This window comes from Collinsella acetigenes (genome assembly GCF_012844445.1).
Taxonomy (GTDB): Bacteria; Actinomycetota; Coriobacteriia; order Coriobacteriales; family Coriobacteriaceae; genus Collinsella; species Collinsella acetigenes.
Genome location: NZ_JABBCP010000007.1, coordinates 93,496 through 107,914 on the forward strand (window position 1 = coordinate 93,496; position 14,419 = coordinate 107,914).

Genomic DNA, 14,419 nt, shown 5'->3' on the forward strand with positions numbered 1-14,419 from the left:
CGCTGCGCCCCAAGCGCCGAGTGGCAGGTAACGACCGGTGAACGGCAAAATGTGACAAAATAAACCTGTCGACTTTTTGTCACATTCGGGTTAATGATGCGGGCGGAACTTGGAGTCCACCGCGTCCATCTCGAGCGGGGCGATGTGCTCCATCACAAAGCCCTTGCCAGCGCGCATGTTCTCCTTGGCCACGCTGATCATCAGCTTGATGCGATTAAGCTGGTTGACCTCCGAGGCGCCCGGGTCGTAATCCACCGCCACGATGTTGCTCTCGGGATGCTGACGGCGCAGCTCCTTGATCACCGCCTTGCCCACCACATGGTTGGGCAAGCACGCAAACGGCTGCGTACAGATGATATTGGGCGCGCCGTGGTCAATAAGGTCGAGCATCTCGGCCGTAAGCAACCAGCCCTCGCCCATGTTGTTGCACAGCGACAGCACCTGCGAAGCCTTATCCGCCATAGCGCTGATGGGCTCGGGGGCCTCAAAGCGCTCGGACTTATCCAGCAGATCCTCCACCGGCTTGCGCATCCAGTCCACCATGCCAATGAGCGCATCCATGCCTGCACGCGTAACGGCAGAGCTTCCCAGCTCGTCCTTCTGCAGGTTGGAATTGCTCATGGAGTACAGGAAGAAGTCGAGCAGGCCCGGAACCACGGCCTCGCAGCCCTCGTTTTCGATAACCTCAACCACGTGGTTGTTTGCCGTGGGATGGAACTTGACGAGAATCTCGCCCACCACGCCCACGCGCGGCTTGCATCCCTCGCCCTCAAGCGGCATGGTGTCGAACGCCTCAATAGCCTCGCGCGCCAGACGCGTGAAGTTGCGGCGATTGAACTTGGGCGCCAGTGCACGGGCACGCGCCATGTACTCGTCAAAGAGCGCGTTGGCAGCACCAGGTGTCACCTCATACGGACGGCAGCGATAGAGCATCTGCATCATCACGTCGCCAAACAGGATGGAGTAGACAGCGGCCTTGAGCATGGGAACCGTCAGCTTGAAACCGGGGTTCTTCTCGTCGAGTTTCACGGCCGAAAGCGAGATGACCGGAATCTCGGGATGGCCCGAATCGCGCAGCGCCTTGCGAATGAGCGCGATGTAGTTGGTGGCACGGCAGCCACCGCCCGTCTGGCTAATGACCACGGCGGTCTTGGTGAGGTCGTACTTGCCGCTCTCGATGGCCTCCATGATCTGGCCCGTCACGAGGATCGAGGGGTAGCAGATGTCGTTGTTCACATAGCGCAGACCCGCTTCGACGGCACCGCGGTCGGTCGAAGGCAGGAGCTCCAGGTTGTAGCCATAGGCGTGGAACACCTCTTTGACCAGGTCAAAGTGGATGGGCGCCATCTGCGGGCACAGAATGGTGTAGCCCTCGCGGCGCATCTCCTCGGTAAACGGAACCTTATCCCATGCCGTGGACTTGCTCTCGCGTTGCGGCTCGATGCGGTACTTGTGGGTGGCAAAGACCGGCTGCTCGTCCGAAGGCTCGACCGGGCTTGCCTCGCCCACCTTGTAGGTCTCGCCCGCGGCCTCGGCCTCGGCGCGGCGCTCGGCTTCTTGATCTTTAAGGGCAGCCATGAGCGAGCGAACGCGGATGCGCGCGGCACCGAGGTTTGACACCTCGTCGATCTTGAGCACCGTGTAGATCTTGCCGGATGCCTCCATGATCTCTTGCACCTGGTCGGTGGTAAGAGCATCAAGGCCGCAACCAAACGAGTTGAGCTGAATGAGGTCGAGATCGTTGCGCATGGTCACAAAGCGTGCCGCCGCGTAGAGGCGCGAGTGGAACATCCACTGGTCGACCACGCGGATGGGGCGCTCGGGCTTGATGAGATGTGCCACCGAGTCCTCGGTGAGCACGGCAAAGCCAAAGGAGCTGATAAGCTCGGGCAGCGAATGGTTGATCTCGGGGTCGTTATGGTAGGGGCGGCCAGCGAGCACGATGCCATGGCCGCCGTGCTCCTCGATCCAATGGATGGTCTCCTCGCCCATGGTCTGGATGGCCTCGTGGAAGCGAGCATCCTCCTCATAGGCGGCGTTCACGGCAGCGTCAATCTCGGAACGCGTGATCTTAGGACCTGTCACGCGGCCGCGACCGGCCTTAGCATCGGCCACGCGGTCGACAGCGATGAGCTGATACAGGCGGCGCTTGAGCTCAACCTTATCGTGATACGGCACGAAGGGATACATGAACTCGACGTGCTGCTCGGAGAGCTCATCGATGTTGAGGCCGAGCGCGGTGGGATAGCTCATGACGATCGGGCAGTTGTAGCAGTTGCCCGCCGTCGGATCCTCCTTGCGCTCCCAGCGCACGCAGGGCATCCAGATGAAATCGGGGTCCTTGTCCAGCAGGTTCATGATGTGGCCGTGGCTGAGTTTGGCCGGGTAGCACACGCTCTCGGACGGCATGGACTCGATGCCCGCCTCGTAGGTCTTTTTACTGGACTGGTCGGACAGCACAACCGAGAAGCCGAGCTCAGTAAAGAAGCGATGCCAAAACGGGTAGTTCTCGTACATATTGAGTGCGCGGGGGATACCCACGGTGCCGCGCGGAGCGTCCTCGGGTGCCAAGCACTCGCGGTCGAACAGCAGCTCGTTTTTACGCTTGAAGAGGTTCGGGGCCTCGCTCTTCTTCTTTTTGTGGCCCGCGCCGCGCTCACAGCGATTGCCGGTGATAAAGCGACGACCACCGCCAAAGTCGTTGATGGTAAGCTGGCAGTTATTGGAGCAACGGCCGCAGCGCGCATGCTTTTGCGTGACGGTGAGGGCTGCCACTTCCTCGGCAGAGAGAATGGTGGAGACGCCGTCTTCGCCCGCACGGTCGCGCGCGAGCAGAGCCGCACCGTAGGCGCCCATGCAGCCGGCGATATCGGGACGCACCGCGTTGACGCCCGTGAGCTTCTCGAACGCGCGCAGGGTGGCGTCGGACATGAAGGTACCGCCCTGAACGATCACGCTCGTGCCGATCTCTTTGGAGTCGCGCAGCTTGATGACCTTAAACAAAGCGTTCTTGATCACGGAGTACGAGAGACCGGCGGCGATATCGCCCACGGTAGCGCCCTCTTTTTGTGCCTGCTTCACGCGGGAGTTCATAAAAACGGTGCAGCGGCTGCCCAGGTCAACGGGGTTTTTGGCATTCACCGCCGCGCCCGCGAAGGCGCGCACGTCCATATTCATCGACACGGCAAAGCTCTCGATAAAGCTGCCGCAGCCCGAGGAGCATGCCTCGTTGAGCATGATGTGCTCGATCACGCCGTCGCGCACGCGCAGGCATTTCATGTCCTGGCCACCGATGTCGAGGATGAACTGCACGCCAGGCAAAAACGCCTTGGAGCCGCGCAGGTGCGCCACGGTCTCGATCTCGCCGGAGTCGGCTTTGAGGGCCTCGATGAGCAACGCCTCGCCGTAACCGGTAGTGGTCACGTGGCCGATGGTGCAGCCGGCGGGAATGTGGTTGTAGAAATCGGCCATGATGACCTTGGCCGTACCCAGGATGTCGCCGTTATTGTTGCCGTACCAGGTGTGCAGCAGCTGGCCATCCTCGCCCACAAGCGCGGCCTTCATGGTAGTGGAGCCGGCGTCGATGCCAATAAACACACGACCCTGGTAGCTATCGAGGTCACCCTTGGGCACAACCTCCTTGTCGTGACGGCTCTTGAACTCGTCATACTCCGCAGGCGTGGCAAAGAGCGGCTCCAGGCGCGCGACCTCGGAACCCTGCGTGTCACCCAAGGCATCGATTGCATCGATAAGCTGCGGGAACGTTGAGAGCTTGTTGGACTCATGAGCCATCGCAGCACCCGAGGCCACAAACAGGTGGGCGTTATTGGGAACGATGCGATGTTCCTCGTCCAGTTCAAGCGTCACGTAGAAACGATGACGGAGCTCGGAGAGATATTGCAGCGGGCCACCCAGGAAGGCGACGTTGCCGCGGATGGGACGGCCGCATGCAAGGCCGGAGATAGTCTGGGTCACCACGGCCTGGAAGATGGAGGCGGCGACGTCTGCGGGAGCCGCACCCTCGTTGAGCAGGGGCTGTACATCGGTCTTGGCAAAGACGCCACAGCGGCTGGCGATGGGATAGATGGTCGTGGCCTGCTTGGCGAGCTCGTTTAGGCCCGCGGCATCCGTGTGCAGAAGCGTGGCCATCTGGTCGATAAAGGCGCCCGTGCCGCCGGCGCAGGTGCCGTTCATGCGCTGCTCGATGCCGTTATCGAAGTAGATGATCTTGGCATCCTCGCCGCCCAGCTCGATGGCGACGTCGGTAGCGGGAATGAGCGTCTCGACGGCGCGCTTGCTGGCGATGACTTCCTGCACGAACTCGAGGCCCAGCCACTGGGAAAGCAACAGGCCGCCCGAGCCGGTGATGGCGCAGGTCATCTGAGCCTCGGGCAGCAGGCCCGCAGCGCCCACGAACAGGTCGCGCGCGCAGGCGCGCACATCGGTATGGTGGCGCTGGTACTTGGCGTAGACAATCTGGTTCTCGTCGTTCAGCACGGCAAGCTTGACGGTGGTAGAGCCCACGTCGATGCCCAGGTGCAGCTGGCCAGTCGCGGCCTCGGCATTGTAGATGGCACCCTCGGGGACCACGCCGGGACGGATCTCGCTCGTCTCCTCGTTCACTTCGCTCATCGGTTACTCCCTCTCGTTGCGCTCGTCGGTGTCGTCGAGCTGAAGATTCAACAGTTTCATGCCATATGCCGGCACGTTGATATCGATAGGTTGGCCATACAGGTCGCCAGGGCGCACAAAAGCGATCACCGTCATGATGCGCGCCATGGTTTTGGGCGATTCGGGCAGGCCGTTTTCGAACCAGCGCTGGACCACGCCCACCTCGGCGGTAACCACATAGCTCAGGTAATAATCGAAAAACGACCCCAAGACCGCAGGGAAAATACCCGTCTGCATGCGACCCGAAATCTCGTCGCGCGCAAGGTCGATTAGGCGCTTGATAAAGGCAGGGTCGCCGCCAGGCCCCAGCAACGATCCGATAAGGTCGCGATTGCCCGCCAGGTACTCGAGCAGCTCAACCGCGCCGGGCGCCGGCTCCAGCTCGTCGATGCTGTGATAGAGCTCGGGCAACGTGGCCGCGCCGATATTGCGGACAAGCACGCGAATCTCATCCATAATGGCATCTTCGACCTGCTGGATGAAATCGGGGATGTCTTTGTAGTGGCTGTAAAACGTGCGGCGCGTCAGGCCCGCGCAATCGGTAAGCGACGCCACCGTGATGCGCGACAGATCCTCGCCCGCCCCAAGCTGTTGCACAAGTGCGTCCCGAAGCGACGTCTGCGAACGCAGAGATCGGGGGTCGCACTTAAAATCTGTTTGCGGCATAGGCCTCCTCGGGTGCTATTTCACACTCCGAGTATTATTTCACACTGTGTGCATTTTATTCCACGCGCCACAAAGTCGACAGGTTTGGCGCGTCGTTACCCAGTGCGCCCGCCGCTTCCCCGCCGCTAGGAAATCACGGTACGGTTGCGGTCGCTACGAAGCGTGGCAACCATATGGCGCGGCACAGCATGAGTCGCGCAGTTACCAATGACGTTGCCAGCCGCGCGCTTGGCAGCACCCGAACCATTGCTCGTAGCATAGGCGTGCTCAAAGCGATCGAGCATGACGATGTCGTTGCCGCCGTCTCCATAGACCGCCACCTCGTCTTCAGAGAAGCCCAGGTAGTTGGCAAGCCAAGCCACGCTCGCGCCCTTATTGCAGGCGCGGTCGGTTATCTCGAACATCGCCGGATTAAACGGGGCGTTGACCACGGTGTCGGCGTGCTCGGCCAAAAACGCGTGAAGTTCGCGCTCCATGCCAGGATCGGGCACGCGGCAGTTCACCTTGCACACGTCGTTCTGCAAAATCTCGGCGAGTGGCACCTCGTAGCGATGGTGCGCCAAAAAGGAAGCTTTTGCGCGCATGCCGCGCATGAGGATGCGGCGCCAGGGGCTGTCGGTCACAAAACCCGCTTCGCGCACCTCGCGCGTGTTGCTCGAAAGAATCGAATCGCTCGTCACGCAGTCAAAGCAGATGCCAGGAAAAGCTGGAATAAGCTCTTCCAAAAACGCCGGGTCCACGATGTAGGACTTAAGGACCTCGCCGTCGCGTCCGCGAATGATAGAACCGTTGGCGCAAATCGCCTCAATGGTTCCGGGCTCGAAACCACCGTCGGTGTACCACACGCTCGTGCGGCCTGTAGCTGCGGCAACGTGGGCGCCCGCATCGATGATCTCGCGAATCGCTGCGAGGATTTTATCGTCGGTAGTATGAAAGAGATTGAGCAGCGTACCGTCCAGGTCGCAAGCGAACAGTTTGATCATACCAGGCTCCATTCCGCGCGTTTTTCCCAGCATAGCGGAAAAAGAAGGCGCGATAAGGCAGCGCAGCAGGTCAAACGTCGAGCGCCTGGGGCGAATGGGCGGTCGGCGGTGTGCGCCGAAAGGCTAAGCGTGCCATCGGAGACGACGCGCTAACGCTGAGCGCGGCTTTCTGGTCCCATTTCACCGCTCACGTTGCCCTTTATGATCCCATCGCACAACAAACTTCCTGATTTCAGTAGCAATATTGCAAAAGCGCGAGTAGCTACGTCTTTTAAGGTCACACCACCTGGGGTTTTGTTAAAGAAAGTCGGCATCTACTCGACAAAACGCAATACTGGTACTGAAATCGGGAAGTTCCTATTAAGCAGGCAACTCTATAGCAGGCATCTTCGCCCTCACTTCGTATGCTTTTTGAAGAGCAGGGCCATCGAGACAGCGAAAAACTCCATCGCCGTTGCCATGAACACAAGCAAGACCGTCGTCCCGGACATGTCAATCGCGATGCCACACGCCGCCTGCCCTACAGGAGAAGCGCAGGTGGCCACAGCATAGAACAACGCCAGCACACGCCCGACCATGTCACTCTCGCATTGAAGCTGAATATCGCTCACCAGCACCACCGTAATCGCGCTTCCCCAGAAAAGAATCCATGCCACCCCTACAGTCAAGCAAGCAAACTGAACCGCAGCGTCGAAGCCAAAAAACGACCCCATCGTTGAAATCAGAGGGCCAAAACCAAGCAGTGCGACAAAAGCGGGAAATCGCTTCATTGTACAGAATCCGGGCGCAAGGCCTACAAATGCACTGCCCGCTAACGCTCCTACAGCCCCTACCGCTTCAGCCAATCCCGCAGCAGCCGCATTCCATGCAAGCTGTTCGGTAACCAAATAGGGAAGTACCACATTGACTCCAGCAAGAACAGCATTGACAAGGCATGCAAAAACGATAGAAAGGAGCAGCAGCTTTTCACTTCGCAAGAAGAGAACGGCCGCACGCACATCTTGAAAAAGGCTCCTCCTTTCCGCTATTGCAAAATCACCTGTGCCCACACCCGACGGAGCCGCAGGAGATCTTTTTAGGGAAGGACATGCGTATGTGAACATCACCGCCGCAACGAGGCAAACCATTCCAAAACAAACAAGCAGTGCAATGCCCATCCATCCCATTAAAACGCCTGCCAACGCAGGTCCGATGATATTGCTCGCCGTGCTCACCTGGTTCACAAGCGAGACTCCCTGCTTGACATGTGCCGTATCCAGCATACGAGGAATCTGAGCTTGAAACATCGGAATATACAGTGCATGCACGGCGTAGAGCGCAACGAGAAAAAGAATCGTCATCAACAGCAGGTGGGCTCGAAACAAGAAAAGGTAACAAGCGCTACACGAGATGAGGACCGAACCGGCAATCACGAGGATGCGCCGCATGTCTACCCGATCGGCAACAACTCCAGCGGCCGGCATAAGCAAAACAGATGGCACAAAAGCCACTGCCGTCGCCACGCCATAAAGACTCGGATCGCCACTAACATTCAGCAGATAAAGCGGTAGAGCAAAGCGCAATGCGCTCTCGGAAACAAGCGCCAATGCCTGGACCGTCAGCAATACCCCAAAATGCAGGTACTCTTTGCTCTTCCAGAAGTACACCCAGCTCGCCTCGTTTCAAGTATACATACCGTCGGTATGTAATATATCAAAGTAAGATACCGTCGGTATGTATACTTGAAAGAGATTTTCTTCCGCGCTCTTGCAAAAAGCAAAAATGGAAATAGAAAGGCGCTGGCCAACGCCTATTTTCGATGCAAAATATCAGCTACAGCCTCAATGGTTGCGCGCACGTTATTTCGGCCCAAATCGATACCGAGCGCAGACGCCATATCAACCAGCACATTGCCGCGGGCAAGCATATCGTCACGCGTCGCCTCCTGGTCGAACAGCGGAATCAACCAGAGATTGGCAAGAAGACTCAGCGCCTCTGCCGCCTCGCGCGGATGAGGGCAGACGATCGAGCCGTCGGCTATGCCCTCCTCGATAAGCGGCTGCAAAAACAAACGCGCCGAAACACTCAAGGAATCCCGATACTCGGTAGCCAGGATGCGCGCATTAGCGATAGGATCGTTAAGGAGCCCCATGCGCTGCCAAAGCTCAACCTGCGGCACAACCGATTCGGGAGAAACGATGTCTCGGAGCTTTTGTGCCCCGTTGTAGCCACGGTCTTCGCGAACGGCACGGCGAGCCTGGGCAATCGGAGCCATCGCTCGCTCAAAGGCGGCGTCGAGAATGGCCTCCTTGCTATCAAAATGATGATAAATGGCGCCCTTGGTGAGTCCATCGAGCCCGGCCACGATATCAGAGATGCTCGTATTGTCGTAGCCTTTGGAACAAAACAGGCCAAACGCCACATCAAGAATCTTTTCGACCGTCCGGTCGGGATACTTATTACGCGCCATGACCCCTCCAAAACAGGCAGCAAATCGTGCTTATTGTCGCACGAGCAGCCGGTGAGTCAATGTGGGGCGTGCCCACGGTGCGTCGCGCGGCTTGGCGCACCGCTCTTTTACTAACGAACTTCCTGATTTCAGTAGCAGTATTGCAACTGTGCGAGTAGCCGGCTCCTTTAAGCTCGCGCCAACTGGGGTTTTGTTAAAGAAAGTCGGCGTCTACTCGGCAAAACGTAATACTGGTACTGAAATCAGGAAGTTCGTTGTCGAGGCGAGGATTGTGCTGCCCATCAGAGGCAGCACGCATCATGGAAACGGTGCGTTTTTGGCCTCGCAGACTGCACCGGCGCGCGTCCATCAAACGCGATGAACGCGCAGACGCCGGTCCCTATCGCGACATCCTTTTGGTAACAAGATGCTCGATGCCCTTGAGCGCCGCGTCGGCGACGAGCGCCACCGCCGCGCATAGGACGGTCCCGTCCACGATCTTGTAGACGTTCATGGTGCGCAGGCCGCTGAACAGAATCGTCCCCAGGCCGCCTGCGTTGATGGTCGCCGCGATGGTGGCGATGCCGATGGTGCTGATCGCGGCCAAGCGGATGCCCGCCATGATCACCGGGAAGGCCAGGGGCAGCTCGACACGCAGCAGCACCTGCATCGGACTCATCCCCATCCCCGTCGCTGCCTCGACCACGCCCGGGTCCACGCCGTTCAGCCCCTCGACGATATTTCGCACGAGCAGGAACTGGTTGTACGCCACCATGACAATCGTGGCAGACGTAAGCCCCAGGCCGGTGAACGGGATGAGCAGCGAGAACAGGGCCAGGCTCGGGACGGAATAGAGCGCGCCGAGGACCTGCAGGACCGCGCCCTCGACGCGACGCGAGCGCCTGATCGCGAGCGTGATGAGCGCCGCCACCAGAAGGGACCACGCGAGCACAACCCCCACGATGACGAGGTGCTCGCCGAGCACCTCCATGAACTTATCCTGATGGCTTATCCAATATGCAACAAAATCACCCATCAGACACCGTCCCCGCCAGCAACAGAGCAAAATGCCCCGCTGCCCGCGCCGGAGCTCAGCAGCGCCCGCACGAACTCCGTAGCAGGCTGTTCGCGAATGCGCTCTGGAGTGTCATATTGCTGGACGCAGCCCCGGTCGATGATGAGCACCTTGGTGCCGAGCTTGAACGCCTCGGCGACGTCGTGGGTCACGAAGACGAAGGTCTTGCCCGAGCCACGGTGGATGCGCAGCAGCTCGTCCTGCAGCTCGTTTCGGGTGATAGCGTCGAGGGCACCGAAGGGCTCGTCGAGCAGCATGAGCCTGGGCTCGGCGGCAAGGGCGCGCGCCAGGCCCACACGCTGCTGCTGGCCGCCGGAAAGCTGGCTGGGCCAGCGGTCGCGGAACTCCCCCGGGTCGAGCCCCACCAGGTCAAGCAGCTCGTCCACGCGCGCGGCGGTGCGGGCGCGGTCCCACTTGAGGATGCGCGGCACGGTGGCAACGTTGTCCCCCACGCGCATGTGCGGGAACAGGCCGATTTGTTGAATCACGTAGCCGATACCTCGACGAAGCTCCACCGGGTCGACCGTCGAGACGTCCCTGCCCTCCACGAGCACTTGGCCGGAATCGGCGTCGTGCAGGCGGTTGATGAGCTTGATCAGCGTGGTCTTGCCGCCGCCCGAGGTGCCGAGCACGCACACGAGCTCCCCCTCGTCGATCGCGAGGCTCACGTCGTCGAGCGCCGGGTGCGACATGCCATCAAAGCATTTGGTCACGTTCTTGAATTCGACCGCTGCGGTCATCTCGGCACTCCTTAAGGGAATCGACCGAGCCCCGTTGGAGCTCGGTGCTCGCATCTTTCACTTCTACAGGCTGTCGAAAAACTCGGCAGCAACGTCCTCGTAATCCTGCTTGTCGATATCGACCTTGGCGTTGAGCTCGGTCAGGCCCTTCGTGGTGAGTTGCTTGCTCACGGCATTGAGAACGTCCTCGATATCGGGATTGGCGTCGAGGACTTCGCCGCGCACCACGGGTGCCACGTTGTAAGGCGGCCACACGTGCCTGTCGTCCTCGAGCAGGGTGAACGCATCGTCCACGAGCTGGCCCTCGGTGGTGTAGACGGGCGCGACATCGGCCTCGTCATTCCTGAGGACCTCGTACTTGAGGCCGTTGTTGAAGCTCGTGTGCTCCTTCCAATCAAAAGCCCCATAGGCTGCCTCGAGGGCCGGCAGACCATCCGAGCGCTCGTCGAACTCGCCTTGCGAGGCAAAACGCAGCTCGCTTGCATGGGCCTGCAGGTCGCTGATGGTCTTGATGCCGTACTGTTCGGCAGCCTTGGTAGTGATGACCAGGGCCTGGCTGTCGGCCGCCTCGGACATATCAAGCCACACCAGGTCCCACTTCTTCTTGTACTGCTTCTTGACCGTTTCATAAACAGCCTGGGGGTCGGTTTCCATCTCCGCCTTGAGAACGGTGAGCAGCGCCGTACCCGTGTACTCGGGATAGAGGTCGATCTCTCCCTTCTCGAGTGCCGTGGCGATCACCGAGCCTGCAATGTCAAACGAGCGTTTGACGGTAAAGCCAGCATCCTCGAGCGCCAGGGCATAGATCTCGGAGATAATCTCGCCCTCGGTGAAATCCTTGGAGCCCACGGTGATGGTGCCAGCAGCGCCCTTAGAGCCACAAGCGGTGAGCGCGGCAGGAACGGTTGCAGTGAGAGCCGCCGCCGCAATGGCGCGGACAAACTGGCGACGCGTGAGGCCGCCAGACACCGGCGACGCAGAATCGATAGATTGAAACATGTGCATCTCCTTTTCTGGATGATCTATATCAAGACGATTTGACATGACGCGCTGATGCCTGCATTTATTGCTTGGCAAATTCGTACGGACGCATCCTTCGGTCGATTGCCGAAAGAAGCATACCCACTAAAAGGGAAAGAGCTGCAACCGAGGCGCCACCGATAACGAGCAAGTCGGTGCGCATGAGGCCAAGGCCCGTGAAAATAATCTGGCCCAGGCCGCCCGCGCCAATATAGGCGGCAAGCGTCGCGGAGGCCACGACCTCGGAAGCCGCCGTGCGAACGCCTGCGAAGGACACGGGAAACGCCAACGGCACCTTGATTTTGAAGAAAACAAGGCGCTCGTCCATACCCATGCCACGCGCCGCCTCGAGGACATCGTCAGGCACCGAACGAAAGCCAAGGGCTGTATTGATGAGAATGGGCGGGATGGCAAGCACGGTAAGCGCCACAACCGCGGGCAGCACCCCCGTGCCTAAAATCGGCACGCAAACGACGAGCACAGCAAGGCTCGGGATGATGCGCAGGATACCGGAGACCCCAACCGAGATCTTCTCGAGCAATGGAGAGCGGCTGCAGGCGATACCGAGCGGCACGGCAACGAGGATGGCAACCGTAAGCGAAAGGATGCTGACATCCAGGTGCTCGAGCACCATCTGGATGTAGTCCGCACCATGCGTCGAAAAGTACGCGATAACGTCCTGCAATGCCTTTTACCTCCCCTTTAGCGCTCGGTATACCCGTCCATGCATTGACGGGATCTCGCATCATTCGGCAATGTTATGCGCTGCTCACGCGTCAACGTCAACAGCAAACTGCGCACACCGATGCAATCCATTATCTGACAAATGAGTCTGGCGGGCGGCCACACTTCTGTGAAGGGCAAGCGATGCGCAGGGCGCCGCAGTGCTGTAGGCCAACCAAAAAGAAGAGGACACCGCACCGAGCATGCGGCGCCGACGATTGAGGGCCGAGATGCACCGGCACCGTCAACGCCCGCAAGGGGCTGTAGCGCCGCAGGTTGCCCCGAAAGACAAGGGCATGCGCCTCGGGGCGATGCCCGCAGGTCCGAGAGCCGAGATGCGCTGCCCCCGTCAACGCCCGCAAGGGGCTGTAGTGCCGCAGGTCGGCCCGAAAGAGGAGGGCGCACGCCTTGCGTGCGGCGCCCGACGATTGAGGGCCGAGATGCGGTGCTACAGCCCCTTGCGGCGGAAGAGGGCGTAGGCGTGGGCCTTAAGCCTCGTCGCCCTGATAACGCCTTCGTACTTCATCATGCGCAAATGCGGAAACGCATTGAAGAAGCGCAGGTCACGCTTGGAAATGGCAATCGCGCGCACCGAGGTCCTGGACAGGCGCGGACGGGGCGCCGCATCCGCAAGGCGCTGTGCGGCCAGGCGCAAACCACGGGCACCGTCGGCGATAAACGCCGGCATCTCAACCTTCTCGCGCAAAGAATCCATCACCGCATCGGAAATCTCGAGCAGCCAACCATTGATGGCGCGGCCACGCACATGCGCCGTCTGTGCAGAATCGAGGGCTGTCTCCGGAATGCGCTCGACCAGCGAATCGGAAGCGTCTTTGAGCGAATCGTTGATACGATCGGCAAGCTCGCCGCGCAGCTCCTCCAGCGAGTCGGAAAGACGTCGGAAACTCGCCATCGATACCGCCGCGTCAACCGCAAGCAGCGTCAGCGCGGCCAAGGCAAGCGCCCTCACCGCCCACACCGGCATCGACGCAAGCATCCCCAAGAGCGCCGGCTCGGCAACGCGACAAATAAGCACGCACCCTGCGCCAAACATCAAAAAGCCGTACAGGCATATGCGCCCCTGAAAATTGAGCGGCATGTCGGAATAATCCCAAAAACGCGCATGGGTCGTGACCTCGAGAATCACGCCCACAAAGTACTCAATGCAACAGCACAGCGCGCCCGCTGCCAAAAACTGTACCGGCACGTTTTCGATGCCGCGCAGCGCAAACCAACAGACAAGCGCGCCCACGCCGTAAATTGGACAGCACGGCCCAAGCAAAAAGCCGCTATTGGAAAACGAGCCGTGATTGAGCATGGCGCAGACCGTCGACTCCCACAGCCAGCCCACAAAGCCATACGCCATAAAGGAGAGCACGAGGGCAGAAAGCGGAGCGCCCGGGATGGAGATTGCAACCGGGATAGCCAGCACGGCAGGAGCAATCGAGGCCACCGCATGCCTCAACACGCCATTCATGCGCGCTCTCCCCTTTCCTTTATCTGGCGCCTGCCGCCAACATGCCCGTCAATCGTCTCGCCCAGCGCACACGCCTTATCTGCCAAGCACACGATCCACGCCTCGCGGCACGCAGGCGGAATCGGCACAAGGGGAAACATATGGCGAACAATGATGTTGCGCTCAAGAGGCGTGAGGTCAAAATCCTCTTCCGCACGTCGCAGGGCGGCATACGGATGCCTGAACCCGTGCAGGCGGTGACTAGGGTCTGGGTCGTGCCAGTCGTAGAGAAAGTAATCGTGCAGAAGCGCGCCGCGCACCAAGGCATGCACGTCGACAGCTATGCCCACACGAGAAAGCACACGAGCCATGCAAATGCTCGTCTTAGCCACTGCAAGCACATGGTCATACACCGAGACGTCACCGTGCTGGATAAACGAGCGCGTCGCGCCCAGCCTTCCTCGTGCTTCCAGACGTTGAGCAAGGTCACGCACGTACGCCGCAGCATCCTCGACAGCAATCTTGCCGCGTCTTGTTGCGTAACCTTTTTTCACACGCATTCCCCTCTATCTCACATGAGGCAGCCGCCCACAGGCTCGCTACGCCATATTGAGTCAAAACCGAGAAGATCTCCCCGCTCCCAGCAGGATGATCGTT

11 protein-coding genes are annotated in these 14,419 nt (G+C 59.8%); all 11 read right to left on the reverse strand.

Annotation, left to right across the window (positions count from 1 at the left end; genetic code table 11):
* Positions 1-90: 90 nt before the first annotated feature.
* The 11 genes from HF320_RS07950 to HF320_RS08000 all read right to left on the reverse strand — a co-directional run bounded on the left by HF320_RS07950 (position 91) and on the right by HF320_RS08000 (position 14,322).
* The gene (locus tag HF320_RS07950) at positions 91-4,632 is read right to left on the reverse strand and encodes a 2-hydroxyacyl-CoA dehydratase (RefSeq protein ID WP_169277822.1); all 4,542 of its coding nucleotides are present in this window, start codon (positions 4,630-4,632) and stop codon (positions 91-93) included.
* 3 nt (positions 4,633-4,635) lie between these two features.
* Positions 4,636-5,337, reverse strand: a complete 702-nt coding sequence (locus HF320_RS07955; RefSeq protein WP_169277823.1) for a TetR/AcrR family transcriptional regulator — start codon at positions 5,335-5,337, stop codon at positions 4,636-4,638.
* Between the two features lie 125 nt (positions 5,338-5,462).
* The gene (locus HF320_RS07960; RefSeq protein WP_169277824.1) at positions 5,463-6,320 is read right to left on the reverse strand and encodes an HAD hydrolase family protein; all 858 of its coding nucleotides are present in this window, start codon (positions 6,318-6,320) and stop codon (positions 5,463-5,465) included.
* Positions 6,321-6,715: 395 nt separating this feature from the next.
* A complete protein-coding gene (locus HF320_RS07965) occupies positions 6,716-7,966 on the reverse strand; it encodes an MFS transporter (RefSeq protein WP_169277825.1) in 1,251 nt (416 codons plus the stop codon).
* Between the two features lie 143 nt (positions 7,967-8,109).
* Positions 8,110-8,769: a TetR/AcrR family transcriptional regulator gene (locus tag HF320_RS07970; protein WP_169277826.1), complete on the reverse strand. Its 660-nt coding sequence runs from the start codon at positions 8,767-8,769 to the stop codon at positions 8,110-8,112.
* Between the two features lie 379 nt (positions 8,770-9,148).
* Positions 9,149-9,739: an ABC transporter permease gene (locus HF320_RS07975; RefSeq protein ID WP_248276673.1), complete on the reverse strand. Its 591-nt coding sequence runs from the start codon at positions 9,737-9,739 to the stop codon at positions 9,149-9,151.
* A gap of 44 nt (positions 9,740-9,783) precedes the next feature.
* Positions 9,784-10,563: an ABC transporter ATP-binding protein gene (locus HF320_RS07980; protein ID WP_169277828.1), complete on the reverse strand. Its 780-nt coding sequence runs from the start codon at positions 10,561-10,563 to the stop codon at positions 9,784-9,786.
* 63 nt (positions 10,564-10,626) lie between these two features.
* On the reverse strand, positions 10,627-11,562 hold the full coding sequence (locus HF320_RS07985; protein ID WP_169277829.1) for a glycine betaine ABC transporter substrate-binding protein: 936 nt from the start codon (positions 11,560-11,562) through the stop codon (positions 10,627-10,629).
* A 64-nt stretch (positions 11,563-11,626) separates the two neighbouring features.
* Positions 11,627-12,268 carry an ABC transporter permease gene (locus HF320_RS07990; RefSeq protein ID WP_248276674.1) on the reverse strand — a complete coding sequence of 214 codons (642 nt, stop codon included), beginning with the start codon at positions 12,266-12,268 and terminating at the stop codon, positions 11,627-11,629.
* A 486-nt stretch (positions 12,269-12,754) separates the two neighbouring features.
* Positions 12,755-13,783, reverse strand: coding sequence for a putative ABC transporter permease (locus HF320_RS07995; protein WP_169277830.1), 1,029 nt, complete (start codon positions 13,781-13,783; stop codon positions 12,755-12,757).
* Positions 13,780-14,322, reverse strand: a complete 543-nt coding sequence (locus HF320_RS08000; protein ID WP_169277831.1) for an HD domain-containing protein — start codon at positions 14,320-14,322, stop codon at positions 13,780-13,782. Before HF320_RS08000 ends, HF320_RS07995 begins: the two co-directional genes overlap by 4 nt.
* Positions 14,323-14,419 lie beyond the last annotated feature (97 nt).

What these genes read in the sequence shown, in the direction of transcription:
- HF320_RS07950 (WP_169277822.1), bottom strand. Translation starts at nt 4,632, where the DNA reads ATGAGCGAAGTGAACGAGGAGACGAGCGAGATCCGTCCCGGCGTGGTC.
- HF320_RS07955 (WP_169277823.1), bottom strand. Translation starts at nt 5,337, where the DNA reads ATGCCGCAAACAGATTTTAAGTGCGACCCCCGATCTCTGCGTTCGCAG.
- HF320_RS07960 (WP_169277824.1), bottom strand. Translation starts at nt 6,320, where the DNA reads ATGATCAAACTGTTCGCTTGCGACCTGGACGGTACGCTGCTCAATCTC.
- HF320_RS07970 (WP_169277826.1), bottom strand. Translation starts at nt 8,769, where the DNA reads ATGGCGCGTAATAAGTATCCCGACCGGACGGTCGAAAAGATTCTTGAT.
- HF320_RS07975 (WP_248276673.1), bottom strand. Translation starts at nt 9,739, where the DNA reads ATGGAGGTGCTCGGCGAGCACCTCGTCATCGTGGGGGTTGTGCTCGCG.
- HF320_RS07980 (WP_169277828.1), bottom strand. Translation starts at nt 10,563, where the DNA reads ATGACCGCAGCGGTCGAATTCAAGAACGTGACCAAATGCTTTGATGGC.
- HF320_RS07985 (WP_169277829.1), bottom strand. Translation starts at nt 11,562, where the DNA reads ATGTTTCAATCTATCGATTCTGCGTCGCCGGTGTCTGGCGGCCTCACG.
- HF320_RS07995 (WP_169277830.1), bottom strand. Translation starts at nt 13,783, where the DNA reads ATGAATGGCGTGTTGAGGCATGCGGTGGCCTCGATTGCTCCTGCCGTG.
- HF320_RS08000 (WP_169277831.1), bottom strand. Translation starts at nt 14,322, where the DNA reads ATGCGTGTGAAAAAAGGTTACGCAACAAGACGCGGCAAGATTGCTGTC.